Origin of the sequence: Streptosporangium sp. NBC_01639 (genome assembly GCF_045209755.1) — a bacterium.
Lineage (GTDB): Bacteria > Actinomycetota > Actinomycetes > Streptosporangiales > Streptosporangiaceae > Streptosporangium.
Window position 1 is genome coordinate 5097028 of the sequence record NZ_CP109272.1, and the last position, 26812, is coordinate 5123839.

Sequence of the window (26812 nt, forward strand, 5' to 3'; positions counted from 1 at the left end):
GGGGACTGGCCGGAACGGTAAGAGTCGATAGGGGCCGGATACGTTTGGTTTCATGTCGATTCTGGCCGTCCCCACCTCCGTCGGGCAATGAATGGACAGGGCGGGCGGCCGTGAAGGTTCAAGTCAGTGCGTCGTTTTCCAGTACGCGAGGTCGCGCAGCTATAGAACAGGAACCCTGTGGTGTCGATGGAGGTTCTGGTGCTGCGACGTTGGATGAGAAACGCGACTGAGAATCACCATCGGAAGCCGTTGAGCCGGTTTCAGGGGTACGGGCGGTCTCGTATCCGTTCGTCTGCGGCTGTGGTGGTCGTGGTGGCCGGGCTGGTGATACCGGCGGTTTCGGCTGTCCCGTCTGCAGCGGCCCCGCAGCCGAAGCCGGGGCAGTTCGTCTATGTGGCCAACACGCAGTCGGACACCGTTTCAGTGATCAATGCCGCGACCAACAAGGTCGTCGCCACCATCCCGGTCGGTCGCAACCCTCTTGAAGTGGCGCTCTCCCCCCGTCGCACTCGCGCTTACGTGACCAACCAGGGTACGAACAGCGTGTCAGTGATCGACACCGCGACCAACAAGGTCATCGCCACCATCCTCGTCAAAGACTATCCATTCGGGGTTGCGGTCTCTCCCCGTGGCACCCGCCTCTACGTGGTCAACACGGCGTCGGACGTCCTGTCAGTGATCGACACCGCGACCAACAAGGTCCTCACCACCATTCCCGTCGGTGATCATCCCTTCAGGGTCGCAGTCTCTTCCCGCGTTCCCCGCGCCTACGTGACCAACCAGGACTCCGACAGCGTGTCAGTGATCAACACCGCGACCAACAAGGTCATCGCCACCATCCCCGTCGGCCGCAATCCCTTCGGGTTCGGGATCTCCCCCAACGGCACTCGCGCCTACGTGACCAACCAGGTCTCCAACACCGTGTCAGTGATCAGCATCGCGACCAACAAGGTCATCGCCACCATCCCGGTCGGTGATCACCCCTTCAGGATCGCGATAGCCTCCAACGGGATCTACGTCTATGTGACCAACCTGAACACGGACAGCGTGTCAGTGATCAGCACCGCGACCAACAAGGTCGTCGCCACCATCCCGGTCGGCCGCAATCCCTTCGGAATTGCGATCTCCCCCAACTGCGCTCGCGCTTACGTGGCCAACCTGGGGGCGGACAGTGTGTCAGTGATCGACACCGCGATCAACGAGGTCGTCGCCACCATCACCGTCGGTGATGAACCTTTCGGGGTCGCAACCGGAGGCGGCTCTTCCCAGAGTGGCACCTTGCTGGCCAAGATCCGCAGGTCGAAGGGCCGTCCGCACCCCTCAGGGTTCTCGTCCCGGGGGCAGGGGCAGGGCTGGTCGGATCCACCCCAGAGTTTGCGATCTCGCCGGTAGAGGAGCACACGGGCATGGCTGCCGTGTGACGCTCAGGCGTCGTAAGGATCCCGGAGAGCATGCGGTGGTCGTAGGCGGGGAGTCTGCGAGCAGGAAGGAGGCTCTCGGGCATGCGAGATGCCGGGGACACTGCCGCATCGGGCGCCGGTCGTCTCCCCGTCGAACTCGGCGATGAGAAATGAGGACCGCCTCGGGGTCGCACTCGATGAGCGCGACCACCTTGGCCGGATCGTCGCCGGTCGGTCCCTTCGGCGGTTTCGAGCCGGAAGGTCAGCAGCGCTTCGACGTCCTCGCTCCGCCCGTGCCGGTCGCCGATTCCCAGAGACGGAGAATCAGCGGAGCTGGGCGGGGAGCTCCCGGGTGTGCAGGACGGTCAGGGAGGTGACCGCCCGGGTCAGGACCACATAGAGGCGGGCCAGGCCACGAGGTTCGGCGTCCACGATGTCGGCCGGCTCGACCACGATGACGTGGTCGTACTCCAGACCCTTGGCCAGCGTCGCCGGGATGACCAGCAGCCGGTGCTCGGTGACCGAGTCGGGGCTCAGCACGCGGTGGTCCAGGGCGGCCAGGGCGGCCGAGACGGCTGCGACCGAGGCGTCCGGGACGATGACCCCGATCGAGCCCTCGCGGGCTAGCGCCTCCTGCACCGCCTCCACCAGGGACGCGGTCGCCTCGGGCGTCGGCCGTACCGACAGCGAGCCCACGCCGGGGCGGAGCGACCGGGGCGGAGCCAGATCGGGGGCGACGGCGGGCAGCAGCCGGGCGGCGTAGTCGAGCACCTCGCGGGGGACGCGGAAGCCCAGGGTGAGCTCGGTGACCGCGCCGTCCTCGAAGCCCAGGTGGGTGAGGACCTCGGTCCAGGAGCGGGCCGACCAGGGCGTGGTGCCCTGGGCGAGGTCGCCCAGCACGGTGGCCGACCCGGTACGGCAGCGCCGGCCGAGGGCGCGTAGCTGCATGGCTGACAGGTCCTGGGCCTCGTCCACGACCAGGTGCCCCAGGACGGCGGTCCGCTCGATCAGGTCGCCGAGCTCGTCCATCAGCGCGCCGTCGGCCGCCGACCACTTCGCCGAGCGGAAGGACTTGGCGGGCTTCGCCCACAGCAGCAGGGCCTGCTCGTCGGCGGTGAGGTCGTCCTTGGCGGCGGCGGCGAGGAACTCGGGGTCGCTGAAGAGACGGTGGAGCACCTGCTGGGGGGTCAGCTTGGGCCACACCGCCTCCACGAGCTGCTTGACCGGCTTGGAGCGGGCCACCGCGTCCTGCACCCGGTCGTCGGGTGACTCGCCGCGCTGCTCCATCCGGACGAGCACCAGATGGGCCAGCCGCTGGGCGAGAGCCGCCCGGCCGGGGCCGTAACGGGTGGTGCCGCGCAGCGACGCGACGATCTCACGGACCTCGTGGTCGGCCACCCGGTAGCGGTTGACGCCCTTGGTGTACAGCACGCCCTCGGTCGGCTTGACGATGTGCATCCACAGGGCGCGCCTGAGCACCGGCGCCATCTTCGCGTCGCCCTTGACCGCGCCGACCTCGGGGGCCTCGGGAGCGGTGTGGTCGCCCAGGATCCCGGCGACCGTGGTCTGGTCGACCTTGACCTCGCCGAGGGCGGGGAGCACGGAGGAGATGTAGGAGAGGAAGGCCCGGTTCGGGCCGACGATCATCACGCCGGACCGGGCGAGCTTCTCCCGGTGGGTGAAGAGCAGGTAGGCCGCCCGGTGCAGGCCGACGGCGGTCTTCCCGGTGCCGGGCGCCCCCTGGACGCACACGGTCTGGCCGAGCCCGGAGCGGACGATCTCGTCCTGGTCGGGCTGGATGGTCGCGACGATGTCGCGCATCGGGCCGGAGCGGGGTCGCTCGATCTCGTCGGTGAGGATCCTGCTGTGCTGCAGGGTGACCCCCTGGCCGAGCGGTTCGTCCTCGTAGGCGGTCAGGTCGCCGCCGTGGTAGCCGAACCGGCGCCGGAGCGCGACGTTCATCGGGTCTGACGGACTGGCCTGGTAGAAGGCCCGGGAGACCGGGGCCCGCCAGTCGATCACCAGGGGACGGCTCCGCTCGTCGTGGACGTGCCGGCGCCCGACGTAGACGGTCCCGGGAAGGTCGTCGTCCACGGCCCGGTCGAGGCGGCCGAAGAACAGGGGAGTGCCGGAGTGGTCGGCGAGCGCCGCCACCCGCTGGTCCAGCAGCCCCTGCAGGATCTGCTGTGAGACCCAGTCGCCGGCGGCGTCGGAGGAGAGGGACCGGGCGTGTTCGCGCATCGCGCGCAGGGCGGCCCTGGAGGTGGCCAGGTGCTCGCGTTCGGCGGCGAGCGTCTCGGCCGGGTCGTCGGTTATGTCGGGGGCCGATTGATGTGCGGGCACGCGAAAGCGCCTCCCATTCGATAAACGGAGGTGGTGGTCGTCAGGCAGCGAATCGAACAGCTTACCGGTGACTTCGGCGCGCTCAAAAGGATTAATCGCGGAAGAAGATCACTTTGGGACGGCCCGGAATGCGAAGGGCCCCGCCGTAAGGGGCTCTGTGCGGTCCGTCGCGGCGAGGAGCGGCCGGAATACGAGGGAGCCTGCCCGCAGGGCTCTCCGCGGCCGGTCGCGGCGAGGAGTGGCCGGAATATGAGGGAGCCTGCCCGCAGAGCCCTCCACGGCCCATCGTGCTGAGAAGCGCTCCGGCATCTTGCGGGTTCACCGTTCTCGGTCTTTCCCGGCGGCCGTTTCGGGATCCTCGGGACCCGCCGGGCGGACCTTCGGTAAGTGTCCTGATACCCTCCGTGATTCTGCTGCAAAATAGCGAAAAACCCTATTAAATCCGGTGATCTTCGGTGGATCATGGGGTATGCCGCTAATGGTCGTCGTGGCCCAGCGAGGGGGTGGTTTCCTTGTCGAAAAACCGCGGTATTTCGTGGACCTGATCGACGTAGACGACGACGTGTCCGCCGGGTGACGTCATTCCTCGGCGAGCACGTCGTCCGCGTCGATGATCTGATAGGCGTATCCCTGCTCGGCCAGGAAACGCTGCCGATGCGCCGCGAAATCCTGGTCGACGGTGTCCCGGCTGACCACCGAGTAGAAGCGCGCCCCACCGCCGTCCGACTTGGGTCGCAGCACGCGACCGAGCCGCTGGGCCTCCTCCTGCCGTGACCCGAAGGTGCCCGACACCTGGATGGCCACCGCGGCCTCAGGCAGGTCGATGGAGAAGTTGGCCACCTTGGAGACGACCAGGACCTGGATCTCCTTGTCGCGGAACGCCTGGAACAGCCGCTCCCGCTCCTTGATCTTCGTCTCTCCCTTGATCACCGGAGCGTTCAGGTGCTCGCCGAGCTCATCGAGCTGGTCGATGTACTGCCCGATGACCAGCACCTGCTCACCCGGGTGCCGGCGGACCAACGCCTCGGTCACCCGGCTCTTGGACGGCGTGGTCGCACAGAACCGGTAACGCTCCTCGGACTCGGCCATCGCGTAGGCGAGCCGCTCCTCGTCGCTCAGCGTCACCCGCACCTCGACGCAGTCGGCCGGGGCGATCCAGCCCTGGTTCTCCATCTCCTTCCACGGCGCGTCGTAGCGCTTGGGGCCGATCAGGGAGAACACATCCCCTTCCCGGCCGTCCTCGCGCACGAGCGTCGCGGTCAGCCCCACCCGCCGCCGGGCCTGCAGGTCGGCGGTCATCCGGAAGATCGGCGCGGGCAGCAGGTGCACCTCGTCGTAGACGACCAGGCCCCAGTCGCGGGCGTCGAACAGCTCCAGGTGACGGTAGACGCCCTGCCTGCGGGTCGTCATCACCTGGTAGGTGGCGATGGTGACCGGCCGGATCTCCTTCTTGGTGCCGGTGTACTCGCCGATCTCGTCCTCGGTGAGCGAGGTCCGCTTGATCAGCTCCTGCTTCCACTGGTGCGCCGAGACCGTGTTCGTCACCAGGATCAGCGTCGTCGCCTTGGCGTGCGCCATCGCCGCCGCACCCACGATCGTCTTACCCGCGCCGCAGGGGAGCACGACCACGCCCGAGCCGCCGTGCCAGAACGCCTCGGCGGCCTCCCGCTGGTAGGAGCGGAGCTGCCAGCCGTCCTCGGCCAGCTCGATCGGATGGTGCTCGCCGTTGACGTATCCGGCCATGTCCTCGGCCGGCCAGCCCAGCTTGAGCAGGTGCTGCTTGATGTTGCCGCGCTCGCTCGGGTGCACCGCCACGGCGTCGGCGTCCAGCCGCTCGCCCAGCAGCGGCTGGATCTTCTTGGAGCGCAGCACCTCCTCCAGCACGGCCCGGTCGGTGCTGGTCAGCACGAGCCCGTGGACGGGGTGCTTCTCCAACCGGAGCCGGCCGTACCGGGCCATGGTCTCGGCGATGTCCACCAGCAGCGCGTGCGGCACCGGGTAGCGGCTGTGGCCGATCAGCGCGTCGACCACCTGCTCGGCGTCGTGCCCGGCGGCCCGTGCGTTCCACAGGGCCAGCGGGGTGATCCGGTAGGTGTGCACGTGCTCGGGGGCGCGTTCGAGCTCGGCGAAGGGTGCGATCGCCTTACGGCACTCGTCGGCTTTGACGTGGTCGACCTCGAGCAACAGGGTTTTGTCAGATTGAACGATCAACGGTCCGTCAGTCAAAGACTTCTCCCTTGTGTACGGCAGGCCGTGTACGGCGGGTGACCCCATGGTCGCACCCGTGTGGGGAACCCGCCGGTCCGTTTCCGGACCTTTGCTCCCCGTCCCCCGTATGTCCAACAGAGATGAGCCTCCGGACAGTCCCGGACCGCTCAGTTGTCGAACGCGCCGTTCACACCCGCGACGATGAAGGCGCCGAGGCCCAGGACGACCAGGGCGACGTTGATGCCGATGCCGATCCAGACCCACTTGAGGAGCTTCCTGGCGCCGTTGGGGTCGTTCTCGACCTTGCCCAGCGCGATGCCGGACATGATGGCTCCGGCGATGCCGCCGAGGCTGATGTAGCAGCTCAGGGCCAGCACGATGCTGATGACGAGCGCGACGATCGCGTGCGTCCGGACGCCGTCGTTGTTCTTGTGCGGCGGTGCCGCGTAGCCGTAGCCGGGCTGCTGCCCATAGGGCTGATCGCCGTAGCCCTGGCCGTACTGACCGGGCTCGCCGTAACCCTGGCCGTACTGGCCCGGCTGGCCGTAGCCCTGCTGCCCGTAGCCCTGGTTCTGCTGACCGTAACCCTGGTCGTAGCCGGGCTGCTGGTAGCCCTGGCCGGGCTGCTCGTAGCCGTAGCCCTGGGGCTGCTGGCCGTACCCGGGATTCTGGTTGGGGTTGGGACCCGTGCTGTAAGGGCTCTTCCAGTCATCCGGATTCGTGCTGGGACCCTCGGGGTGACCGCTGCTCACTGGAGATCTCTCACTTCGGTTGGGTGGAAAACATTAAGAAATATCACGATATGAGGTTGCGCCACATGGGGGCGTGACCATGTCTGGACGGATGGCCGGGGCGGTTCACCGGGCTCTGGGCCGCTCGGGCGGAAGAGGGGAACAGGTCAGTTGATGTCCGCGATGCCGGTGATGCGGTGCAGGGCGAAGCGGTGCACCGCCGCGCGTGTCTCGTCGTAGGCGGTGAGATAGCCGCCCTCCATTCTGGCCGGTTCGAGGATCCTGCTGGTGGCGTTGCCCTGGGAGTCGAGGTAGCCGATCCAGACCTGGGAACCCTGCCGGATGGCCTCGCGCAGCGCGACGATGGTGGCGGTCGCGGGAGAGCGGGGGACCTGGCCTCCGGGGGCGTCGACGGGGGCGCGGCGTGCCTGGTGGGCGGCGTCGCCGGCGCGGACGGCGCGGACGGCCGCAGCCACGACGTCGGCCTCCAGCCCGTTGAACGTGACGGGGGGCCGGACGAGCGGCTGGCCCTCCGTCCTGCGGACGTCGAGCTGGGTGATGATCACATCGCCGTCCAGGGACTCGGCCGCCGGGGCGTAACCCATCGCGCGCAGCGAGTCGACCAGGGTCGGCCGGGTGGTCTTGGAGGCGATCACGGTGGGGGCGAGCCGCCGCAGCCGCAGCGGAAGCGCGCGCCTGTCGGCCATCACCTCGTCCAGCAGCGAGGGGTCGTCGCAGCGCACGTAGGCGCTCGCCGTGCCGACGCGCATCCGGCCGTGGCGGCGGGCCACGTCGGTGACCAGGTAACCGAGCGGCTGCGGGACGGGCGTGGCCGAGTGCCGCTCCAGCATGGCCAGCATCTCGTCGGCGCTCTGGCCCGCGTCCAGCGCCCGCCGGATCGACCGCTCGTCGAACCGGTAGACCGTCGCGCCTCCGGTGGACTCCACGTCGGCGGCCAGCGCCAGCCACCTTCTCAGGTCACTGGTGAGCGGCCCCGGGGCGACGGCGGTCAGGTCGGCCTGGAGGAGCACATGGTCGAGCGGCTCCGGCAGCAGCGGGGCCAGGAGTCGGCCCGCCGACATCGCGCGGTCGCCGCCGGGGAGCAGGGCGCGGCCGTGGTCGACGATCGCGCCGAGGCCGGTGACCCCGAGCTGCTCGGCCTCGCGCAGCGTGAACTCCACCAGCTGGTCGCGCTGCCCGCCCCGGCGGCGGGGCTGCTCCCAGGCCAGGCGCTCGCGCACCGACTCCGGGGTGGGGGACAGGCCGGGCCCGGCGACGGCGAGCATGCCCAGTGTGGTGGTGCGGACCTCGGCCGCCGAAGAACGGCGCAGGTCGGGGTGGAGGGCGTTGAGCAGCCGGTCACGGTCGTCGCGCTCGCCGATGACGCCCGGCACCCGGTCCATGGTGAGCCAGGTCGTGGCCAGCACCGTCCAGCGGTCCTCGGTGCCCTTCACCCGCCAGGCGTCGTAGGCGGGGGTGGGCAGCCAGTCGCCGTCCACCGTGCCGCTCGCCGAGACCAGCCCGGCCGCGTGCGCCACCTCGATGACCAGTCCCGCCGCCCACTCGGGCAGGTCGAGCAGGCCTGCGGCCCGCTTCAGGTCGCGTACGGCCAGGCCGCCGCCGCGGAGCACCCCGGGCGGGTCGGAGCTCCAGCGCTCGCACAGCTCCTCCACCGCGCGGGTGAACGCGAACGCCTGTCCCGCCGCCGTGCGGTCGGCGAGTTTCCGGTCGCGGCCGGCGCCCTCCAGCGGGGGCGGGACGGGGGAGAGGTCCTGGTGAATCCGGCCGTCGCGCAGGAACAGGGCGACCTCGCGCGGCAGGACGACGGTCTCCTCGCCGGTGGCGCCGAGCAGTGCGCGCGAGAGCAACTGCTCGATCGGCGACTGGGCGGTGGCGGCCCGCACCTCCCGGCGCGCGTTGGGCACCCGGCCGCTCGGGGGGCCCCAGGTCAGCTCGTTGAGCGCGGCCCGCGCTTGGGGTGAGACGTCCTGGATCAGCCGGCCGACCACTCCGGGGTCGCCGAGCAGGGCGGCGAGGGTCTCCTTCGTGCCGTCGCCCGTGACCTCGGCGCCGTCGCCGATGTCCTGGACCAGCTCGGCAAGGCGCTCGGCGGGGTGGTGCCTGAACACCTCCACCACGGGCGGGCCGAGCCCCGCGGGCGTTTCGAGGATCTCCCGCACGCCGGGGGCCGGAGCCAGGGCACCGTCGGGCCCGTAGACCAGGGCCAGGGTCCGCAGCCGCTCCACCGTCTCCTTGAGCGTGCGCCGGAACGTCGCATCCGGCGATCTTCGCAGCGCGCGGGACAGCTGGGTGCACAGCGCCTTGGCGGTGATCGGCGACGGGAGCACGGCCAGCGTCTCGATGACCGAGAGCGTGAACAGGTCGAGCCGGTCGAGCACGCGGCCGACCGCCGACGGGCTGCTCGCCCGCCCGGACAGGCCTTCGAGGTGCGCCGGGACCGGGGTGATGAGCTCGGGTCGCACGGCGACGAGGGCCCGCAACTGGTCGTCGCTCCGGCTGCGCAGCCACTCGGTGAACTCCGTGCTCATTCCGTCAATGGTAGGAGGCCTTACCGACAGTGCGGGGCTCGGGGAAAGCAGGTTTTCTCACGACAGGCCGTGAACAGCGGGACGAAGTGGCTTCCACCGGCTCAGTCGATCACCTGGACGGCCGGTCGCGGCAGCAGGCCCAGGGCCAGGCGCACCCAGGACGCGACGAAGCGATCACGCTCGGTGTGGCCGGGCGGCTCGCCCACGGTCTCCTGGAAAAGCCGGTAGTGGACCACCGCGCCGCCGAGTACCGCGCCGATCGCGGGCCAGTCCAGGTCGGCCTCGGCGTATTCCGGCTGGGTGCGGAACCAGGTGGTGATCGCGTCGAACATGGGCTGCAGCAGGCCCTCCCGGACGACCGCGACCAGTTCGGGGAACCGGCTCAGATCACGGAAGAAGACGCGTGTCAGCTCGCTCTCCTCACGGACCTTGGCCAGTCCTGCCTCGCACAGGTCCGCCAGACGCTCCTCGACGCCGGCCGGGGAGCCGGCGGCGCCCAGCTCCGTCAGGGCCGCGGCGATCTGCGCCCGGGTCCGTGCGGCGTGCTCGTTCACCGCCGCCGTCAGTACCTCGTACTTGGACTGGAAGTGCCGGTAGAGCCCTCCGGCGCCGGGTGAGAGTCCGGATGCGGCCTCGATCTCCGCCACCGAGGTCGCCGTGTAACCTCGCTCGGCGAACAGGCGCAGGGCTTCGTCGACGATCCGCTCGCGTGTCGATCTGGTCATTTCTCGGGTGATACCTCCTTTATGACCCTATCCAGTCGGTAACTGGTGGTTCTCAGCGCGTCGTACCATGCATGTGGTGACAGGCCGACGCGGTGTGGCAGGCGGGCGCTGAGCCGTCACCGAGGTCCCCGGCCAGGGGCCACCCTCCCCCGCGGCGCCCCCGAGAGGGTTTCCCGGCGGGTGGGCCGCGCACGGCGGCCGGAGATCACCCCTGTTTCCGGACTTGGCACTCTTTGAGCGACAGTGGGGGACATTTTCTGCGAAACGGATGAGGAGCGGTGAGCGACCGGATGAGTTCGGTGGGGTTCGACCTGGATTTGACGCTCGCGGACACGCGTGCCGGCATCGCCGCCGTCTACGACGAGGTGGCGCAGCGCATCGGCGTTCCCATCGACAGCGCCGTCGTGGTGGCGAGGCTGGGGCCGCCGCTGGAGTGGGAGCTGGCCAACTGGCTCCCGCCCGAGGAGGTCCCCGCGGCCGCCGCCCTCTACCGGTCGCTGTACGCCTCGATGGCCGTTCCCGCCACCACCCTCATGCCCGGTGCGATCGAGGCCGTCGAGGCCGTACGGCGGGCCGGCGGCAGGATCATCGTGGTGACGGGGAAGAACACCCTTGATGCTGCCAGGACCGTCAAGTTCCTCGGCCTGGACGTGGACGAGGTCGCCGGATCGGTCTTCGCGGCGGCGAAGGGCCCGGCACTCGCGAGGTTCGGCGCGACGGCCTACGTCGGAGACCACGTCGCCGACATCGAGGCGGCGCGGGCGGGGGGCGCGGTCAGCGTGACGGTGGCGACGGGCGTCTACCCGGTCGGAGAGCTGCGCGATCACGGGGCCGACGTGGTGCTCGGCGATCTGACCGAGTTCGCCGACTGGTTCGACGGCTGGCGGACCCCCGCCGCACCCGCGCCGACCCCTGCCGGGTAGCCGTAGGGCGGGTTTCCGCAGGCGCTTCGCCGCACCCGCCGGCCTCTGCCGGGTAGCCGTAGGGCGGGTTTCCGCAGGCGCTTCGCCGCACCCGCCGGCCTCTGCCGCGTAGTCGAAGGGCGGGTTTCCGCAGCCGTTTCGCCGCACCTGGTCGGCGGAGCGTTTCCGGCAGGTCCGAAGACGATGTTTCGGCGGGTCACCGCCGCCGTGGCCGGACAGGCCCGGCCGCACCGCGCGGGTGTGCGGGATTCAGGACCCGGTGAGATCAGATGGAGCCGCCGGATATCTGAAACGCCAGGTCAAATGGGCTGCGCGTTTAATGTCCCACGACCGGAGAATCGCGCTTCGCGATTCGCGGCCAAATAGACGGTCGCTCTCGGCGTCTGCTGGGCATAACCTACATCCATTCCTTTTCACGACAGTCTGAACGAGGTCACCCCTGTGCCGAGTGGCAAGGTCAAGTGGTACGACGCCGACAAGGGTTTCGGCTTCCTCACCCGCGACGACGGCGGTGAGGTCTTCGTGCATTCTTCCGCGCTGCCCGGTGGCGTGGACGCGCTCAAGCCCGGCCAGAAGGTCGAGTTCGGCGTGGCGGAGGGGCGCCGCGGCCAGCAGGCGCTCTCGGTCCGCGTGATCGACCAGCCCCCTACGCTCGCCAAGGCCGCCAAACCGAAGGGCAAGCGCAAGAAGCCCGACGAGATGGTCGTCATCGTGGAAGACCTGATCAAGCTCCTGGACGCGGTCTCCACGTCCTACCAGAAGGGCAAGCATCCCGAGGCCGCGCACGCCAAGCAGATCGCCGCCGTGCTCCGCGCCGTGGCCGACGACCTGGACGACTGACCTTCCCCCGGACGCCCCGCCCCCGCGGCCTCAGCCGTGGGGGTTCGTCAGCGGCTTGGTCCGCTTCTCGGTCGGGGGGTCGTCGCGTCGCACGACCGCGGTCGTCGTGCCCTGCGGCTCCGGCCACGACCGCTCCCTCGGCCCCGCCGCGGGCCGGTCGTCGGGAGCGGGGGCGCCGGAAGCCGGGCCGTCGGAAGCCTGGGTCCGAGGGGCGGCGGCCCGGGCGGCCTCGACCTTGGCGTCCCTCGCGTCGGACCGTCTGCGGCGCCGCAGCAGCAGCCAGCCGAGCGAGCCGCCCAGCGCCGCGGCCATCACCGCGAGTCCGGCGGGTCCGGTGGCGAAAAGCGACAGCCACAGGCCGGCCAGCCCGCCGATCACCCACGCGATCTGCAGGAACGCCTCCACCACCCCGAAAGTGGACGAGCGCACCTCCTCGCCGATCTCACGCTGCACGATCGCGTCCAGCGCGAGCTTGCCCAGGCCCTGGGCGAACGCGGCCACCAGCGCGACGGCCACCGCGGCCCACAGGGTGAACACGATCGCCGCCACCACCGTGGTCACGGCCGACAACGCGAGTGTGGACAGCACGATGAGCTGCGGGGAGCGGGTGCGCACCCAGGAGGCCACGGCCGTTCCGGCCAGGCCGCCGACTCCGGCGGCCACCGCCAGCACGCCGATCGTGACGGCCGGGGCGAAGCCGGGCAGCTTCCTGTCCTGGACGAGGAAGAGCAGGTAGAACAGCAGGAACCCGGAGTAGAGGCGGATGGCCACGTTCGCCTGCATCGCCTCGGAGACCACCGGACCCACGTTGAACATGGTGCGCCAGCGGGGCGGCCGTTCCCCGCCCTCCTCCTCCAGGTCCAGGTCGGGGGAGTCGACGTGCCGCGGGAGCCGTACGGCCAGCACGCCCTGGAGCAGGAAGAGCACCGTGGCCCCCCGCAGCACCCACTCAGCGCCGAGCCACGCACTGGCGCCCGCGCCGATCGGAATCGCGACACCGGCCGTGACCAGGGCGAACAGCGCGACCCTGGCGTTGGCGGTGACCAGCGCGATATCGGCGGGCAGCACGTTCGGCATGATCGCCGCACGGGAGACGCTGTAGGCCTTCGACAGCACCAGTACGGCCAGCGCCCCGGGGAAGATGGTGAACACGTCTCCGGGGATGATCGCCGCCGCCATCGCGAAGCAGAGCAGGCCGCGTCCGAACAGGGTGCCCGCCATCACGAAGCGCCGGCCCGAGCGGAACCGGTCGAGGACCGGGCCGACGAACGGCGCGACCACCACGAAGGGGACCATCGTGATCAGCAGGTAGAGGGCGACCTGGCCCCGGGCCTCGTTCACCGGAAGCTTGAACAGCGTCCCGGCCAGGGCCGCGGTGACCAGCGCGTCACCCGCGCTCTGCGCCGCCGTCAGCTCGATCAGCTGGCCCAGCCCCGTACGGCCCGCGCCCTGGGCGTGGGTCAGCCGCCGGGTGGCCCTGCCGACCCACTGCGTCCCGTTCGCCGCGCCTCGGCCGGCCCGCACGGTCGCCCGCCCCGTGCCCCTGCCCGCGCGCACGGTGGCCCGTCCCGCCTCGGCGGCCGAACGGCCGATCAGACGGGCGGCGTCGCCTGCCGTCTTCCGTGCTCGTTTCCACCCGTTTGCCACGCATCCAGTCCTACCCGATGGCATACACCCCATGGCTGATGCCGGGCGACCTCAACGTTCACGGGGTGGTGTCCTGTCTTGCCGCCCGCCACCGGTGCAGTACGCTCCGGGCATAGGCGAGAATGAAGTGTGAGTCAGCGTAGCGAGCGAGCCAATGGGCACAGCATCCTGCGGACGAGGCCGACGGAGGGGGACTCGTGAGCCGTACCCGGTCCCGTACCGCGCCGCTTGACCAGGCATGCGTCGCCGCCGTCGACCTGGCCCGCTCCGCCATCGAGGAGAACGTCAGACCCGGTGAGGTGGGCGAGCACCTCGGCGTCGAGGGTGAGGGCGAGCGCCTCGTCACCCATTACTTCGACTGCCTCGACCGTGCCTACCGCGGCTGGCGCTGGGCGGTCACCGTCGCCCGAGCCTCCAGGGCGCGCAATGTGACGGTCAGCGAGGTCGTGCTCCTGCCCGGCACCGGCGCGCTGCTGCCGCCGGAGTGGGTGCCGTGGAGCGAGCGGCTCCTTCCCGGCGACCTCGGGGTGGGCGACCTGCTGCCGACCGCCGCCGACGACGACCGGCTGGCGCCCGGCTTCACCGAGACTGCCGACGACTCCGACCGTCAGATGATCTTCGAGTACGGCCTCGGCCGGGCCCGGGTGCTCTCCCCGGTCGGCCGTGATCGCGTGGTGCGGCGCTGGCACTCCGGCGAGTCCGGCCCGCACACGCCGCTCGCGCACGCCGCCCCCGCCCAGTGCTCGACCTGTGGCTTCTACTGGCCGCTGGCCGGCGCGCTCGGGGTCGGGTTCGGTGTCTGCACGAACGAGTACGCTCCCGACGACGGCCGCGTGGTCGCCGCCGACCACGGCTGCGGCGCGCACTCCGAGGCCGCCGTGCTGCCGCACCAGGTCGAGCCCACCTCGCCCATCCTCGACGACCTCGCCTATGATCATCTCCCCGAGGACGCCTCGGAGACGGAGCTGGCGGGTTCCGTGGATGACGCCGACAGCGAGCCTCTCGGACATTCCTGATCCACTACTCTCCGCAGGCCGCCGGGACGCCCCTGGCCCTGCCGGCTGCCGTGCGACGTGACCTGCGGGCCCTTCGACCTTTGGACTCATCGCTGTGACTGACATTTTCGGCACCGACCGACTGCGCTCCGCCGTGCTCGCGGCCTGGACGGCCTCGCCCGCGCGTTTCCGGGAGGACGCCAACGCCGAGGAGGACTTCGCGCTCGGCGGCTACCGCGACCGGCTGATCGTCGAGCTCGCCCAGAACGCCGCCGACGCCGCGCTGCGCGCGGGAGTGCCCGGCCGGTTGCGCCTGTCGCTGCGCGAGGGAGTGCTGTCGGCCGCCAACACCGGCACCCCGGTGGACGCCTCCGGGATCGAGGGCCTGTCCACGCTGCGCGTCTCCGGCAAGCGCGACGAGTCCGGCATGGCCGGCCGGTTCGGGGTCGGTTTCGCGGCCGTGGTGTCGGTCACCGACGAGCCGGTGATCGGCTCGCTCGGGTCCGGGGTCGTCCGCTGGTCGCGCGACCAGACCACGGCTCTGGTGGCCGAGCAGCCCGCGCTGGCCAAGGAGCTCGCCGAGCGCGGCCGGCACGTCCCGCTGCTCCGTCTGCCGTTCCCCGCCGGTCCGCTGGAGATCCCCGCGGGGTTCGACACCCTCGTACGGCTGCCGCTCCGCGACCAGGCGGCCGAGGACGCCGTCCGGCGGATGCTCGCGGAGACCGGCCCCGCGCTGCTGCTCGGCCTGCCCGCCCTGGAGTCGATCGAGATCGACCTGGAAGGCGAGGTCAGGACGGTCCTGCCGGACGGCTGGCGAGTGGTGTCGGCCTCCGGGGGATTCACCCCGGAGCAGGTGACCGAGCTGTTCGCCGATCGGCCGACCGAGGAGCGGGCGCGGCCGTACTGGCTGGTCCGCTGGGCCGTGCCCGTCAGCGGATCGGACGGTGCCGCCCTGGACGGGCCGGCCGAGGGGGAGCCCCGGCCGCTGCCCGCACGGGTTCCGCCGGTCGTGCACGCGCCGACCCCGAGCAGCGAGCCGCTGGACCTGCCCGCGCTGCTGATCGCCTCGTTCCCGATGGCCACCGACCGGCGGCACGTGGCCATGGGCCCGCTGACCGACTTCCTCGTCGAACGCGCCGCCGACGCCTACCTCGACCTGCTCGCCGGGCTGCCCCGCACGCCCAAGCTGCTCGACCTCGTCCCCGGCCTGATGGGCAAGGGCGAGCTCGACGCCCATATCCGCCGGGCGATCCTGCGCCGGCTCCCCGACGCTCCGCTGCTTCCCGCGCTCTCCCCGCCCGCCGCTCCGCCTGACGCCGCGCCCGCCTCTTCGGCCACCTCGACGGCCGCGGGCACCGAGGACCTGGTCGTGACGGGACGGCAGGCGTCCGTGGTGGCGGCCCCGGCGGAGCTGCTGGAGAAGATCTCCGCCATGGTGCCCGGCCTGCTGCCCGCCGGGTGGCCGTCACGGCACCCCGCGATCAACACGCTCGGCGTCAGGCGGGTGCAGCTCGCCGATGTCGTGGACATGCTCTCCGGCGACACCGTGAAGGACCGGGATCCGGCCTGGTGGCGGTCGCTGTACGAGGTGCTGCCCGCCGACGACCCCGAGGCGCTCGGCGCGCTGCCGGTGCCGCTGGCCGACGGCCGTCTGGTCCGGGGGCCGAGGGGCACGCTGCTCCTGACCGACGGCTCCGCGCTGGACCCGGCGGTGCTCGCCCCGCTCGGACTGCGCGTCGTCCATCCGGACGCCGCCCACCCCCTGCTGCTGAGGCTCGGCGCGGGTGAGGCGACGCCCCGGACGGTGCTGGAGGACCCGCTGACCCACGCCGCCGTCGAGCAGTCCCTCGACAGCCCCGAGGCGGAGCCGGTGGCCCAGGCGGTCCTCGCGCTGGTGGAGGCCGCGGGGCTGGCGGCGGGTGAGGCCCCGTGGCTGGCGGCGCTGGCGCTGCGCGGCACCGACGGCGAGCTGTACCCGGCGGGCGAGCTGCTCCTGGCCGATGGTTCGCTGGCCGGGCTGCTGGACGAGGAGACGCATTTCGGTACGGCCTCGCCCGAGCTGGTGGAGCGGTACGGTCCCCGGGTGCTGGCCGCGGCCGGAGTGCTCGACGGCTTCGCCGTGGTCAACGACACCGATGTCATGATCGACCCGGATGACTGCGACCACGATCTCGACCGCGAGGACGAGTGGCTGGAGGCCGTCCTCGACCTGCTGCCCGAGCTGGACGTGCCGCCGGTCGCGCGGGAGTTCTCCGCTGTCCGCGACCTGGAGTACGTCGCGGACTGGCCCTCGGCTCTCGCGCTGCTGTCGCGCCCGCCGCTCCGCGCGGTCCTGCACCCGCTCCGGGTGCTGGTCGCGGGCGAGGTCGTGGAGGTGCCCTCCTACACCGCCTGGTGGCTGTCCACCCATCCGGTGCTGAACGGCAGGCGCCCCACCGAGCTGCGCCTGCCGACCGGCGATCCCCTGCTCTTCGGCCTGTACGGCGACGCCCCCGGCGGTGTCGACGAGGCCGCGCTGGAGATGATCGGCGTCCGGACGACCCTGCCCAGTCTGCTGACCTCGCACGGTGGCCCCGACGAGCTGCTGGAACTGCTCGCCGACCCCTCGATCGAGGTGGATCGGGTCCAGCTCCGGGCCCTGTGGGTGGCTCTCGCCGCCGTCGCCCCCGCCCGGGTCGCGCCGCCTCGCGCGGTCCGGGCCGTCCTGGACGGCGAGATCGTCGTCGCCGAGGCAGAGGGTGAGGCGGGCGAGCCGGTCGTCGTCGAAGCGCCGGACCTGCTCCCGCTGGTCGCGGGCCGGCCGCTGATCCTGGCCCCGTTCGACCTCGCCGAGGCGCTGTCGGAGCTGCTCGACCTGCCGCTGGCCGGGGAGGAGGCCGCCGGGGAGGTGACCTCCTCGGGCACGGTCCGCGAGGTCCCGCCCGCCGTACGGTCACTGCTGCCGGGTGCGCCCGCCACCTATGTGGAGCACGAGAAGCTGCTGGTGGACGGTGTCCCCGCAGCTTGGCGGTTCTTCGAGGGCGCGGTGCACGCCACGGGCGTGGAGGGCCTGGCCCGCGGGCTCGCGTGGGCGTCGGGTCAGTGGGGTGACCGGCTGGCCGCCGCCGCGCTGTTGCGCGACCCGGCCGCGGTTCCGTTGCTGCTCGCCGAGGCGGACCTGGACAGCTGGACCGCCACGACCGGCTGAACGCCTTCCGCGGACCTCCGCCTCGGTCCGGCCGTGGTCACCGCGGTTCGGCCCTGCGGTGGAGGTCTGCCGGGCGAGTGGACCTTCCGTCAGGGAGCCGGCGGGGTGGAGGAGGCGGGCGGGACCGCCGTGATGGGCTCGATCTGCTCCTCGGAGCCGGGGGGCGGTCCCCGGCGGTCGTGGCGCCGGACGAACCACAGACCGAAGATGCCGCCGCAGATGCCCGACACGCAGGTCCAGATCCACCATTGGTGCTCGGCATCCGGTTGCACGATCAGGAGCACGAGCAGGGCGACCGCCCACAGGACGGTGCCTGCGAGGACCGTGGCCGTGTTGTTGGTCTTCAACGGCCGGAGCTCCGGACGGCGAGGCTGGTTCACGTGCTCCAGCGTAGGCGACCGGATCTCACTACCCGCAAAACGGCCCCGGTGAGGGCGCGAATCCATCTCAAATGCGTCACCATCGTGACCCGGTACTTCCGACGGCGGAGGGTCGCTGCCAACCTGCGTCCGTGAGTGACACTAAATCTTCCCGAATAAGCGGTCTTGACCGTTTCTTTCACATCTCTGACCGTGGTTCGTCGGTAGGCCAAGAGGTCCGCGGCGGTCTCGCCACCTTCTTCACGATGGCCTACATCGTCGTGCTGAACCCCTTGATCATTGCCACCGTCAAGGACGCGGACGGCCAGTTCATCGGTGACGGAAGTGCGCCCAACATACCGCTGGTCGCGGCCGGCACCGCGCTCGTGGCCGGGCTGCTGAGCATCCTGATGGGTGTCATCGGCAAGGTCCCGTTCGCGATGGCCGCCGGTCTGGGCCTGAACGCCTTCGTCACCTACGGCGTCGCCTCGCAGATGTCGTGGGAGTCGGCCATGGGCCTGGTCTTCCTGGAGGGTGTGATCATCGCCCTGCTGGTGCTGACCGGCTTCCGCACGGCGGTGTTCAACGCCATCCCGCCCCAGCTCAAGACCGCGATCAGCGTCGGCATCGGCCTGTTCATCGCCCTGATCGGCTTCGTGGACGCCGGTTTCGTCCGCAAGGCGCCCGCCGTGCCGCTGGAGCTCGGCATCGGCGGCAACCTGACCAGCTGGCCGATCCTCGTGTTCGTGGTCGGCGTGCTGACGATCGCCCTGCTGGTGGCCCGGAAGGTGAAGGGCGCCATCCTGATCGGCATCGTCGCGACCACGGTCCTCGCGATCGTCGTCGAAGCCGTCGCCAAGGTCGGCGGCTCGGGGACGCCCGACAGTCCCAACCCCTCAGGCTGGCGGCTCGTCGTGCCGACGATGCCCGAGGAGATCTTCGGGTTCCACAACCCGCTGGTGCTGTTCAAGGAGTTCGACCCGTTCGGCGCCTTCGGCTCCGTCTCCGTCATCCTGGCCCTGCTGCTCGTCTTCACTCTGCTGATCACCGACTTCTTCGACACCATGGGCACGGTCGTGGGCGTCGGCGGCCAGGCCGGACTGGTCAAGGAGGACGGGACGATGGACAGGACCCGCGAGATCCTCCTCGTCGACTCCATCGGCGCGGCGGTCGGCGGCGCGGCCTCGGTCTCCTCCAACACGACCTACGTCGAGTCGGCGGCGGGCGTCGGGGAAGGCGCGCGCACCGGTCTGGCCAGTGTGGTCACCGGGGTGCTCTTCCTGCTGGCCGTCTTCCTGTCGCCGCTGGTCGCCGTCGTCCCCTACGAGGCCGCCGCCCCCGCGCTGGTCATCGTCGGCTTCCTGATGATGACCGCGATCCGCGAGATCGACTTCACCGACTACGAGCTCGCCATCCCGGCGTTCCTCACGATCGTGCTCATGCCGTTCAGCTACTCCATCGCCAACGGCATCGGCGCCGGTTTCATCAGCTTCGTGCTGATCAAGCTGGTCAAGGGCAAGTCCCGCGAGGTCCACGTCCTGATGTGGGTGGTCGCGATCCTGTTCGTCGTCTACTTCGCGCTCGGCCCGATCAAGTCCCTCCTGGGCCTCGCCTGAGAACCGATCGGAAGACCGCCATGACGACCATCTGCGCCGGTCGTCATGGCGGTCTTCCGGCCGTTGGATTCGCATCACGTTCGTGATGAAAAGGTTCCTGCTGTAAGCGTTCGTTCGATTACTCTAGGTGGCGGGGAAGGGGGAGATATACACTGGTAGTCAGCCGTATATATGGAGGCCCCTATGGGGAAAATCCTGGTGGATGTCGATGAGGAGATGCTCGCTGCGGCTCAAGCGATCTTCGGCACCAAGACCAAGAAGGACACGGTCAACCTGGCACTCGCGGAGGTCGTGGCGCGGGTGTCCAGGCTGAAGGCGTTGGAAGAGGGGGTCGAACTCTTCGCGAGTGGTGAGTTCGATTCTCTGCTGGACAAGCGCAACTACCGGACCGTGCCGGAAGGGCATGATCCGATTCCGAGCAAAGAAGAAGTAAGCGAAGAAGGTCGCTGCGCCGCATGACGACCTTCGGCACGTACCTCGTCGACACGTCGGCGGTGGTCCGCATCTATCGGAACGCACAAGTGCGTGAGCACTGGACCGAGCACATCTCATCGGGCCTGGTGGCGATCTGCCCGGCCGTCGAGTTGGAGGTGTTGCGCGCGGCGGGCGACAAGGCGGCCCGTGCACGGGCGGAGGGAGTGCTCAGGGGGACTTACGGCTGGGTGTCGATGCCCGACGACGCCTTCCGGTGGGCGCGCGATCTCCAGGACACTCTGGCGATCACATCGAGCCACCAGGGGCCGGGCGCGGTGGACCTTCTCATCGCGGTCACGGCGCGGCACCACGGGCTCAAGGTGCTCCACTACGACCGCGACTTCGCGACGATCGCGAAGGCCGCCGACATCAAGGTCGAATGGGTCGCCCCGCCTGGCTCGGTGAACTGAGAAAGACCTGGTCATGACGCCCCTGCCGATTCACGTCGACAGGGGCGTCATGCTGGGTTCGGGGACCGCCCGCCGGTCTGCCACGCGGTACGGCCGCGCCGAGGAAAAAATCACCTGGAGGGAATCCCGTGAGGTGCTATATAGTTAGCAAAGGTAATGACTTATGCTAACGAACAACCCCAAGAAGGACCCCGTCGCGAACCTGCGAAGCGACGCCGGTCTGGCAGCAGCACTGCGCGTGTCACTGGCACGCCTGAACAGACGCCTGCGCAGGCAGGCCGCGGGACACTCGCTGACCCCCACCCAGGTCGCGACGCTCGCCGCAGTGGAACGGCATTCCGGGATAACCCCCGGCGGATTGGCCGAGCTCGAGAAGGTGCAGCCCCCCTCGATGACCCGCGTGATCGCCGTGCTGGAAGAGCGGGGGCTGGTGTCGCGAACACCGCACCCGACCGACCGGCGCCAGGTGACCGTGAACGTGACCGAGCAGGGTTCAACGCTGCTGAAGGAGGAACGCCGCCGCAAGGAGGCGTGGTTGACACAGCGGCTGAAGGAGCTGACGGCCGAGGAGCGGACGGTGCTCCGGCAGGCGGCTCCGCTTCTGGAGAAGCTCAGCCGGATCTAGCAGAACCCGAGGAACCCGGGGCCTCGGCGACCCCGCAGGACGCCGAGGCGCACGCCGTACCCGATGTGGGGGCGGTACGGCGGGCAGAGACACGACGGCCGCACTCCCTGCGTGCCGTCCCCGGAAAGAAGTGCGGCAAGACGCTTGGGCTACGGGGGAGGCTGCGTCGGCGGCGGATCGCGGAGACCGCGACCGCCGATGAGCTGCAGGCCGTCGAGAGCGGCACCGCGCAGACCGTGCCGGAGGCGCAGGGCGGGATGTTCCGGTCGCTGCGCAACTACAACTACCGGCTGTTCGCGATCGGCGGAGTGGTCTCCAACGTCGGCGGCTGGATGCAGCGCACCGCGCAGGACCTGCTGGTACTGGACCTGACGAACGGCAGCGCCGTCGCCCTGGGAGTGACCACCGCGCTGCAGTTCCTGCCGCTGCTGCTGTTCGGCCTCTGGGGCGGCATGCTCGCCGACCGCTATCCCAAGCGGCCGCTGCTGATGGTCGCCCAGTCGCTCATGGGCGTACTGGCGCTGACCATGGGTCTGCTCGTCGTGACCGGCAACGCGCAGTTCTGGCACGTCTACGTGATGGCCTTCGTCCTCGGCCTCATCTCCTGCGTCGAGGTGCCCACCCGCCAGTCCTTCGTCGTGGAGATGGTCGGCCGCAAGGACCTGGCCAACGCCGTCGCGCTGAACGCCTCCAGCTTCAACCTGGCCCGCGTGGTCGGTCCGGCCGTCGCGGGTGTGCTGATCTCCGCGCTCGGTGGCACCGGCCCGATGTTCCTGGTCAACGCGGTGTCGTTCGGGGCCGTGCTGAGCGGCCTCGCGCTGATGCGCGCCTCGGAGCTGACCGCACCCGATCCGTTGCCCAGAGCCAAGGGCCAGCTCCGCGAGGGGCTGCGCTACGTGCTGGATCGTCCGGACCTGCTGCTGCCGATACTGGTGGTCGCCTTCGTGTCGCTGTTCACGCAGTCGTTCTCGATGTCCATCGCGCTGATGGCCCGTCAGGTCTTCGGCGCGGGCGCGTCCTCCTTCGGCCTGGCCTCCAGCATGTTCGCGGTGGGCGCCCTGGGCGGGGCGCTGCTGGCGGCCCGGCGGGTACGGCCCAGCCCCAAGCTGCTGATCGGCGGTGCGGCGTCGTTCGGGGTGTTCCAGATCGTCACCGGACTGGCTCCGTGGTACCCGGCCTACCTGCTCCTCCTCATCCCCGCCGGTGTCGCGCTGATCACCGTCAACACGGCCGCCAACACCAGCGTGCAGCTCGCCGCCTCACCGGAGATGCGCGGCCGGGTGATGGGCATCTACGTACTGGTGATGACCGGCGGTGCCCCGATCGGCGCGCCGCTGCTCGGCTGGGTCGCGGACCTGGGCGGACCCCGCATGGGGGTCGTGATCGGCGGGGCGCTCAGCCTGGTCGGTGTCGGTGCGGCGATAATGCTGACCAGGACGATCGGCAGGAGGTCGCATGCGGCTGTTCGTGGGACTGCCGCTGCCGCAGCCGGTGCGTGACGAGCTCGACCTCGCCCTCGAACCCCACCGCGCCGCCTGGCCCGGCCTGCGCTGGCCGGATCCGGAGACCTGGCATGTGACGCTGGCGTTCCTGGGCGAGGTCGCCCAGGAGGTCCTGCCCGACCTGGAGACACGGCTCGCCCGCGCCGCGTCGCGCCACGCGCCGATGACGCTGTCCCTCGTCGGCGCGGGCACCTTCCCCTCGGCCCACCGGGCCCGCGTCTTCTGGACGGGTCTGCACGGTCCCCGCCTCCGGCTCGTCCGGCTGGCCGGCTCCCTGGGGGCGGGGGCGGAGCGGGCGGGAGCCGTACAGACCGACCGACGGCCGCTCCGCCCGCACCTGACCCTGGCCAGATCCCGCACCGACGCCGACCTGAGCCGTCTGGTGGCGGATTTCGGGCCGTTCGCCGGAAACGCCTGGGAGGCCGGCGACGTTCACCTGGTGAGAAGCCACCTGGGGGCCGTGGTCCGTTACGAGACGGTCGCCACCTACCCCCTGACGGCACGGGCACCGGGTGGGCAGGGCTAAGCTCCAGGCGTGGATCGTCCCCGTCGCTGGCTGCTGCCCACGGTGCTCGTGCTGCTCGTGCTTCTCGTGGTGGTCGGCGCCCTGCTCTCCTAGACCGCTACCAGGCGTAGTGCTCGGGAGCGGTCTTGAACCCCGGGAAGATCTCGTCGAGCCGGGTCAGCGCCTTCTCGTCCAGCTTGATCTCCAGCGCCCTGGTGGTGCCGTCGAGCTGGTCGAGCGTGCGCGGACCGATGATCGGCGCGGTGACGACCTTCTGGTGGAGCAGCCAGGCCAGGCCGACGTTCGCCGGGTCCTCGCCGAGCTCATCGCAGAACGCCTCGTACTGCTCGATCTTGTCGCGGTGCTTCTCCAGCTCCTTGGCCATGTTCTCCGAGGCCGAACGGCCCTTGTCGATCTTCCGCAGGATGCCGCCGAGGAGGCCGCCCGCGAGGGGGCTCCACGGGATCAGGCCGAGGCCGTAGTCCTCGGCCGCCGGGATGACCTCCAGCTCGGGCGCCCGGACGATCAGGTTGTAGTGGGACTGCTCGGAGACCAGGCCGACGCCGTTGCGGCGGCGGGCGGTCTCCTGGGCCTTGGCGATGTGCCAGCCCGCGAAGTTGGACGACCCGACATACAGGATCTTGCCCTGCTGCTTCAGGATGTCCATGGCCTCCCAGAACTCCTCGAACGGGGTGTTCCGGTCGACGTGGTGGGCCTGGTAGAGGTCGATGTAGTCGGTCTGCATCCGCTTCAGCGACGCGTCGGCGGCGCGGCGGATGTTGAGCGCGGACAGGCGGCCGTCGTTGGGCCAGTCGCCCATGTCGCCGTAGAGCTTCGTGGCGATGACCGTCTTCTCCCGGCGGCCACCCCCCTTGGCGAACCATCGACCGATGATGTTCTCGGTGATGCCCTCGCCCTTCTTCCAGCCGTACACGTTGGCCGTGTCGAAGAAGTTGACGCCCAGCTCATGAGCGTGGTCCATGATCGCGAAGGAGTCGTCTTCCGAGGTCACGGGACCGAAGTTCATCGTGCCCAGGCAGAGGCGGCTGACCTTCAGGCCGGTACGGCCAAGCTGCGTATAGTCCATGCGCCCACACTAAGGACCTGGAGTGCACTCCAGGCGAGCCCGCGCTGAGGAGTCCTGACCGGGCGGACCCGACCTGCCGCTTTCGGCAACGCTGATGCGACTTTGATGGAGAGGAGAGGCGCTCGCGCCGCTTCCTGAGCCCGGCGGCAGGGCATGATGGCGGGATGGGGAGTAGGGCGGGGGATGTCATGGTTCGCATGCTCGCGGTGGCCGCGCTGGCCGGGACGGCGGTGTTCGCGGGTCCGGCGGCGTCGGCCGACGGCGAAACACCTCTCTTCACCATCAAGGACAGCCGCATCACCGAGTCGAGCGGGCTGGCGGTCTCACCGACCCACAAGAACGTCTACTACACCCACAACGACAGTGGGGCCGAGCCGACCTTCTTCGCCGTCGGGTCCAACGGGCGGACCCGTGCGAAGTTCACCCTTCGGGGGGCGGTGGCGCGGGACTGGGAGGCGATGGCCGCGTCCAAGGACCCGGCGACCGGTGCGGGAGTGCTCTGGTTCGGCGACATCGGCGACAACTTCGACGGGGCCTGGCCCGACATCTCCGTCTACCGGGTGACGGAGCCCACCACCATGCAGGACGCCGCGCTCCCCGCGGTCCGCTACCGGTTCCGTTACGAGGACGGTGGGCACAACGCCGAGAGCATCATGGTGCACCCCCGCACCGGGCGCCTCTACGTCGTGAGCAAGCAGTTCGCCGGGGCGGTGTACGCCGCCCCGAAACGGTTGCGCACCGACAGGGTCAACGTGCTCCGCAAGGTCGGTTCAGCACCCATGATGGCCACCGACGCCGCCTACGCCCCCGACGGGTCGAATTTCGTGATCCGCACCTACTTCTCCGCCACGGTCTACCGAACTCCGGGGAAGCAACTCGCCCGGGTGTCGATGCCGCCGTTGGAGCAGGCCGAGTCGATCACCTACACCGCCGACGGCAAGGCGCTGCTGACCGGCACCGAGGGGGCGGCCAGCCCGGTCTACCGCGTGCCGCTGCCCGCCGAGGTCCTCCGGGAGACGGCACCCAGGCCCGCTCCCACGCCGACGCCCACCAAGAAGGCGGGGCCCGCGCTGGTGGCCGAGACCAGGGCGGCCGAGGACGGCGACGCCGGGGTGCCGACTCTGGCCGTGGCCGCCTGGCTGGCGGCCGCCGCCGCCGCGACCGGCGTCATCACCCTCATCGCCCGCCGTACGCGTTAGAAGTTCGTCCGTGCCGGGCGATGCCCGTCTGCCGTACGCGTCAGGAGACCTCGTTCCGGACGATGCCCGTCCGTTGCCCGCGCCAGGGACCTTGTTCCGGGCGATGCCCAGCTGTCGTGCATGTCAGGAGACCGCGGCCCGTCGGTGGGAGCGGTTCGGCGTTGTCCGGATCAGTGATCCTTGGTGGCTTGGAAACGCTTTGCGGTGCTCGGACCAAGTAGAGAGGTAAGGGCGGACGACGAAGGGAGCGGGGCCAGTGCGCCTCCGTGAAGATCCCGAGGCCTTCGAGGCCTTCTACCGCCGTCATGTTGATGGTGTCATGCGGTTCGTCGTACGCCGGGTGAGTGATCCTCATCTGGCCGCCGATCTGACCGCTGACACCTTCCTGGCGGCCCTGGACTCAGCGCATACCTACCGTCCCGGTCGGGGCAGTGAGATCGGATGGCTGTACGGCGTGGCGCGCAACGTCGTGTCGGCCCACCACCGCCAGACGGTCCGTGAGACGCGGGCGACCGGCCGCGTCGCGGGCAGACGGATGATGGACGACAACGATCTCCTCCGGATGGAGGAGCGGATCGACGCCGAGCGCCGGATGCGGCGCGCTCTGGAGGCGATGGCCGCCCTGCCCGAGGGCGAGCGGGCCGTACTGGAGCTCGTGGTGGTCGACCAGCTCACCGTCACCGAGGCCGCCGCGGCTCTGGGCATCGGGAAGGTCACCGCACGGGTCCGGTTGCATCGGGCCAGACGCACCCTGGGAAACGTCGCTTCGCCGTCGGCTGTGTACGTGGAGGGACAAGCATGAACAACACCTTCGAAGAGCGCCTGCTCAGTGCACTCAAAGAAGAGAACCTCATCAGGCTGGCGGAAGAGGGCCCGGCTGCCCGGACATCGGTACGGCGCGGCCCCGGCCGGCGTCTCCTGGGGCTGTCCGCCGCGGTGGCGGGGGCCGCGGCGGCCGCCACCGCGGCGCTCACCCTGTTCGGCGGAGCCGGCACACCGGCCTACGCGGTGGACAAGGGAGCGGACGGATCGGTCCGGGTGCAGATCAACGCCTTCCGCGACCCCGGTGAGCTGGAGGCCAAGCTCGCCGAGGTGGGCATCCCGGCGGTGGTCGACTACCTGCCCGCGGGCCAGAGCTGCCGGCCGTCCCGGGGTGAACAGGGGGGTGCGGGCGGGGGCGGGCAGCTGCAGATCGGCACCGGCCGAGCCGGTGAGGGGATCGCGTTCACGATCGGCAAGGGACAGGTCGGGGCGGACCAGACGCTGGTCCTGGCGATCACCCTCGACCGGGCCGGCGCCGACAGGCCACCGATGGCGACCTCGCTGCAGGTGGTCAAGGGAGCGGTCACCCCTTGCGAGGCGACCGTCCTGCCCCTGCCCACCGGCCCGTCCACCAACGACGAAGGGCCCAGCAACGACACCGCCAACGGTGGTGAGGACGAGGGCCCCAGTCTGAACACCGTCACCGACTGACACCGCAGACCAGG

At 70.4% G+C, this 26812-nt stretch carries 22 protein-coding genes; 14 read left to right on the forward strand and 8 right to left on the reverse strand.

Annotated features, from left to right (window positions below; translation table 11 throughout):
- Nucleotides 1-186 precede the first annotated feature (186 nt).
- On the forward strand, nt 187-1392 hold the full coding sequence (locus tag OHA77_RS23290; RefSeq protein WP_406311625.1) for a beta-propeller fold lactonase family protein: 1206 nt from the start codon (nt 187-189) through the stop codon (nt 1390-1392).
- A 332-nt stretch (nt 1393-1724) separates the two neighbouring features.
- Here OHA77_RS23290 and OHA77_RS23295 read toward each other — a convergent pair whose 3' ends face one another.
- From OHA77_RS23295 to OHA77_RS23315, 5 genes are all read right to left on the reverse strand, one after another.
- On the reverse strand, nt 1725-3743 hold the full coding sequence (locus OHA77_RS23295) for a HelD family protein (protein ID WP_406311626.1): 2019 nt from the start codon (nt 3741-3743) through the stop codon (nt 1725-1727).
- A gap of 579 nt (nt 3744-4322) precedes the next feature.
- Complete coding sequence (locus OHA77_RS23300; RefSeq protein ID WP_406311627.1) at nt 4323-5969, reverse strand: DNA repair helicase XPB; 1647 nt, start codon at nt 5967-5969, stop codon at nt 4323-4325.
- A 149-nt stretch (nt 5970-6118) separates the two neighbouring features.
- Entirely contained in the window at nt 6119-6703 is a 585-nt protein-coding gene (locus OHA77_RS23305) for an MgtC/SapB family protein (protein ID WP_406311628.1), read from the reverse strand.
- A 146-nt stretch (nt 6704-6849) separates the two neighbouring features.
- Nucleotides 6850-9231: a helicase-associated domain-containing protein gene (locus tag OHA77_RS23310; RefSeq protein ID WP_406311629.1), complete on the reverse strand. Its 2382-nt coding sequence runs from the start codon at nt 9229-9231 to the stop codon at nt 6850-6852.
- A 101-nt stretch (nt 9232-9332) separates the two neighbouring features.
- Nucleotides 9333-9956, reverse strand: coding sequence for a helix-turn-helix domain-containing protein (locus OHA77_RS23315; protein ID WP_326826158.1), 624 nt, complete (start codon nt 9954-9956; stop codon nt 9333-9335).
- Nucleotides 9957-10234: 278 nt separating this feature from the next.
- On the opposite strand from OHA77_RS23315, the gene OHA77_RS23320 reads away from it, so the two are divergent.
- Complete coding sequence (locus OHA77_RS23320; RefSeq protein WP_326826157.1) at nt 10235-10879, forward strand: HAD family hydrolase; 645 nt, start codon at nt 10235-10237, stop codon at nt 10877-10879.
- Nucleotides 10880-11320: 441 nt separating this feature from the next.
- Complete coding sequence (locus OHA77_RS23325) at nt 11321-11719, forward strand: cold-shock protein (RefSeq protein WP_326826156.1); 399 nt, start codon at nt 11321-11323, stop codon at nt 11717-11719.
- Between the two features lie 30 nt (nt 11720-11749).
- Here OHA77_RS23325 and OHA77_RS23330 read toward each other — a convergent pair whose 3' ends face one another.
- Nucleotides 11750-13366 (reverse strand): MFS transporter, encoded by a 1617-nt coding sequence (locus OHA77_RS23330; RefSeq protein WP_406311630.1) that lies wholly within the window; start codon nt 13364-13366, stop codon nt 11750-11752.
- 197 nt (nt 13367-13563) lie between these two features.
- Between OHA77_RS23330 and OHA77_RS23335 the strand changes: the two genes are divergently transcribed.
- Nucleotides 13564-14382: a DUF3027 domain-containing protein gene (locus OHA77_RS23335; RefSeq protein ID WP_406311631.1), complete on the forward strand. Its 819-nt coding sequence runs from the start codon at nt 13564-13566 to the stop codon at nt 14380-14382.
- Between the two features lie 94 nt (nt 14383-14476).
- Nucleotides 14477-17548: a sacsin N-terminal ATP-binding-like domain-containing protein gene (locus OHA77_RS23340; RefSeq protein WP_406311632.1), complete on the forward strand. Its 3072-nt coding sequence runs from the start codon at nt 14477-14479 to the stop codon at nt 17546-17548.
- An 89-nt stretch (nt 17549-17637) separates the two neighbouring features.
- Here the strand turns inward: OHA77_RS23340 and OHA77_RS23345 are convergent, their stop codons facing one another.
- Nucleotides 17638-17928 (reverse strand): DUF2530 domain-containing protein, encoded by a 291-nt coding sequence (locus OHA77_RS23345; protein WP_326826152.1) that lies wholly within the window; start codon nt 17926-17928, stop codon nt 17638-17640.
- 245 nt (nt 17929-18173) lie between these two features.
- Between OHA77_RS23345 and OHA77_RS23350 the strand changes: the two genes are divergently transcribed.
- The 6 genes from OHA77_RS23350 (at nt 18174) to thpR (ending at nt 23060) form a co-directional block, all read left to right on the forward strand.
- The gene (locus OHA77_RS23350) at nt 18174-19523 is read left to right on the forward strand and encodes an NCS2 family permease (protein ID WP_406311633.1); all 1350 of its coding nucleotides are present in this window, start codon (nt 18174-18176) and stop codon (nt 19521-19523) included.
- A gap of 183 nt (nt 19524-19706) precedes the next feature.
- The gene (locus OHA77_RS23355) at nt 19707-19982 is read left to right on the forward strand and encodes a type II toxin-antitoxin system VapB family antitoxin (protein WP_326826150.1); all 276 of its coding nucleotides are present in this window, start codon (nt 19707-19709) and stop codon (nt 19980-19982) included.
- On the forward strand, nt 19979-20407 hold the full coding sequence (locus tag OHA77_RS23360; protein ID WP_406311634.1) for a PIN domain nuclease: 429 nt from the start codon (nt 19979-19981) through the stop codon (nt 20405-20407). The genes OHA77_RS23355 and OHA77_RS23360 overlap by 4 nt, the downstream gene beginning before the upstream one ends.
- A 163-nt stretch (nt 20408-20570) precedes the next feature.
- The gene (locus OHA77_RS23365) at nt 20571-21032 is read left to right on the forward strand and encodes a MarR family winged helix-turn-helix transcriptional regulator (RefSeq protein ID WP_406311635.1); all 462 of its coding nucleotides are present in this window, start codon (nt 20571-20573) and stop codon (nt 21030-21032) included.
- A gap of 65 nt (nt 21033-21097) precedes the next feature.
- On the forward strand, nt 21098-22531 hold the full coding sequence (locus OHA77_RS23370) for an MFS transporter (protein ID WP_406311636.1): 1434 nt from the start codon (nt 21098-21100) through the stop codon (nt 22529-22531).
- Nucleotides 22488-23060 carry an RNA 2',3'-cyclic phosphodiesterase gene (thpR, locus tag OHA77_RS23375; RefSeq protein ID WP_406311638.1) on the forward strand — a complete coding sequence of 191 codons (573 nt, stop codon included), beginning with the start codon at nt 22488-22490 and terminating at the stop codon, nt 23058-23060. Before OHA77_RS23370 ends, thpR begins: the two co-directional genes overlap by 44 nt.
- Nucleotides 23061-23157: 97 nt before the next feature.
- Here thpR and OHA77_RS23380 read toward each other — a convergent pair whose 3' ends face one another.
- Nucleotides 23158-24126 (reverse strand): aldo/keto reductase, encoded by a 969-nt coding sequence (locus tag OHA77_RS23380; protein ID WP_406311639.1) that lies wholly within the window; start codon nt 24124-24126, stop codon nt 23158-23160.
- 188 nt (nt 24127-24314) lie between these two features.
- Between OHA77_RS23380 and OHA77_RS23385 the strand changes: the two genes are divergently transcribed.
- From OHA77_RS23385 to OHA77_RS23395, 3 genes are all read left to right on the forward strand, one after another.
- Nucleotides 24315-25325, forward strand: coding sequence for a hypothetical protein (locus tag OHA77_RS23385; RefSeq protein WP_406311640.1), 1011 nt, complete (start codon nt 24315-24317; stop codon nt 25323-25325).
- Nucleotides 25326-25581: 256 nt separating this feature from the next.
- Nucleotides 25582-26127 carry an RNA polymerase sigma factor gene (locus OHA77_RS23390; protein WP_406311641.1) on the forward strand — a complete coding sequence of 182 codons (546 nt, stop codon included), beginning with the start codon at nt 25582-25584 and terminating at the stop codon, nt 26125-26127.
- Entirely contained in the window at nt 26124-26798 is a 675-nt protein-coding gene (locus OHA77_RS23395) for a hypothetical protein (RefSeq protein WP_406311642.1), read from the forward strand. Before OHA77_RS23390 ends, OHA77_RS23395 begins: the two co-directional genes overlap by 4 nt.
- The last annotated feature ends 14 nt before the right edge of the window (nt 26799-26812 follow it).